This window comes from Candidatus Dorea massiliensis AP6, from assembly GCF_964245105.1.
GTDB lineage: Bacteria > Bacillota > Clostridia > Lachnospirales > Lachnospiraceae > Laedolimicola > Laedolimicola intestinihominis.
Window position 1 is genome coordinate 1 of record NZ_CAXTKW010000039.1, and the last position, 1,605, is coordinate 1,605.

Here is a 1,605-nt window from a genome sequence, read left to right on the forward strand (position 1 = left end):
GCCATGTCTGCTTTCCTTTCATGTACGGGGCTTTCACCCTCTCTGGCTGGCTTTCCCAAAACCATTCTACTAGAATTACAGAATCAATTACGCGGTCCGAACCCCGGAGTGCACGCACTCCGGTTTGGCCTCTTTCCATTTCGCTCGCCGCTACTTTGGAAATCGAGTTTTCTTTCTTTTCCTCGCCCTACTTAGATGTTTCAGTTCAGGCGGTTCCCCTCCATACGTTATGGATTGGCGTATGGATGACTGAGGTCTTCTCAGCCGGGTTTCCCCATTCAGATATCTCCGGATCAATGGATATTTGCTCCTCCCCGAAGCTTTTCGCAGCTTATCACGTCTTTCATCGGCTCTTAGTGCCAAGGCATCCACCCTGCGCTCTTTCACGCTTGACCATTCTGACTGCCGGTGAGCAATCAGCTCATACATAGCGTTGTATGAGGGTCATAGGTTTGTTATTTTTAAGAGGTTTTCGTCCTCTTGGAATGATTACCTTTTAGGATAATCACCTCGGATGTCTTGTGTTAAATTCATTCTAAGGATTGAATTTAACTTGTAGATATTTCAGTATATAGTTTTCAAGGTGCAATCAACTGATTGATGTTCTAATCAGTCATTAGAAAACTCAATAGCTTGAATCCTCTAATCACTGGTTAAAACCAGTTATATATAACAGCACTTCCCTGCTGGTACGGGTTAACACATCCTTGCTCGCAGACTTCGTTTTGTTCTCCACCCACTAAGATATGTCCGTATCTATATATAACACTCTTTCGAGTTGTTTTTTAGGTAATCTGGCAGCCACCTGCTCTCCCATATCGTCTCCAACATAGTACCATCGGCCGCTTGGGTCTTAACCATCGTGTTCGGGATGGGAACGGGTGTGTCCCCCAAACGCATCGCCACCAGAAATCTCTTAGGCTTTTTCGTATTCTCTTGTTTTGAAATACGAGCCTTCATAACTAAACAGTGTACTTAACACATTTCTGCGTCCTCTACTAATTCTTCCTTAGAAAGGAGGTGATCCAGCCGCACCTTCCGATACGGCTACCTTGTTACGACTTCACCCCAGTTATCAGACCCGCCTTCGGCAGCTCCCTCCTTGCGGTTGGGTCACTGACTTCGGGCGTTTCCAACTCCCATGGTGTGACGGGCGGTGTGTACAAGACCCGGGAACGTATTCACCGCGACATGCTGATTCGCGATTACTAGCGATTCCAGCTTCATGTAGTCGAGTTGCAGACTACAATCCGAACTGAGACGTTATTTTTGAGATTTGCTAGACCTCACGGTTTCGCTTCCCTTTGTTTACGCCATTGTAGCACGTGTGTAGCCCAAGTCATAAGGGGCATGATGATTTGACGTCATCCCCACCTTCCTCCAGGTTATCCCTGGCAGTCTCTCTAGAGTGCCCGGCCGAACCGCTGGCTACTAAAGATAAGGGTTGCGCTCGTTGCGGGACTTAACCCAACATCTCACGACACGAGCTGACGACAACCATGCACCACCTGTCTCCGATGCTCCGAAAAGAAGGTCGCATTACCGACCGGTCACCGGGATGTCAAGACTTGGTAAGGTTCTTCGCGTTGCTTCGAATTAAACCAC

3 rRNA genes are annotated in these 1,605 nt (G+C 47.7%); all 3 read right to left on the reverse strand.

Annotation, left to right across the window (positions count from 1 at the left end):
* Positions 1–395: ribosomal RNA gene (locus ACESZP_RS17865) — 23S ribosomal RNA — on the reverse strand; the annotation flags it as partial.
* Between the two features lie 397 nt (positions 396–792).
* Positions 793–910: ribosomal RNA gene (gene rrf / locus ACESZP_RS17870) — 5S ribosomal RNA — on the reverse strand.
* Between the two features lie 103 nt (positions 911–1,013).
* Positions 1,014–1,605, reverse strand: a 16S ribosomal RNA gene (locus ACESZP_RS17875); the annotation flags it as partial.